Here is an 843-nt window from a genome sequence, read left to right on the forward strand (position 1 = left end):
TCCGGGAAGCTTCCGACCACTCGGGTTCTGCGACGTATCTCCTTCATGATCCTTTCGAGCATATTGTTGGTGCGGATGCTGCGGTGGTGCTCTCTGGGGAAACGGTAGTAGGTGAGCGATTCGTCGATTCCCTGAAGCAGGATGCTGGCTGCAGGACCGAGCTTCAAGTCTTCGAGCTTGGCGGCCACGGAGATTGCTTTTTCGCGGGCACTTTGGGCATCTTCCTGGGCATGGATTGCCTTGAGCATAGGGATCACCTCCTCGCGCTTTTGTTTGGGCACTTTGTGTAGGATGTTTTTATGGAAGTGGAAGACACATCGTTGCCATTTGGCTTGCGGATAAAACTCCGGTAAGGCCTCGATCAACCCGGCTGCCTTATCGGAGATCGCCAGATCGATCCGGCGCAGTCCCCGCCCGTATAGGTTGCGAAGCAGGTTCCTCCAGCTCTCCTTGTCTTCGCTCATGCCCTCGCTCACTCCGAGCACCTCGCGGAATCCCATCTCGTTCACTCCGATGGCCACGAGGATACTGACGTTCTCGACCTCGCCTCCCCAAGCCCGCTTGAGCCAAAGGCCGTCCAGGTAGGTATACACGTAGCGATTCCTGAGCGGCCTCTGCCGCCACTCCTCAATACGCTCGTAAATCTTCTGGTTGAGGTTACTGACCGTCGAGGGACTTACCCGTGTGCCCCAGAGAGCTTCAGTGATGTCCTCGACCCGGCGAACGCTTACGCCCGCCAGATACATTTCCACCAGCGACTCTTCCACGCTGGACTCGCGGCGTTTGTAACGCTCGATGATCTGAGTCTCGAAGCTCGCTCCACGAAGCTTTGGGACCTTCAAG

General features: G+C 57.1%; 1 protein-coding gene. It reads right to left on the bottom strand.

Features of this window, described 5'->3' with window-relative positions:
• Window positions 1-843: IS256 family transposase (locus H5P30_RS00075; protein ID WP_185690929.1), on the bottom strand; the 843-nt coding region annotated here is incomplete at both ends.

It is taken from the genome of Puniceicoccus vermicola, from assembly GCF_014230055.1.
GTDB classification, from domain to species: domain Bacteria; phylum Verrucomicrobiota; class Verrucomicrobiia; order Opitutales; family Puniceicoccaceae; genus Puniceicoccus; species Puniceicoccus vermicola.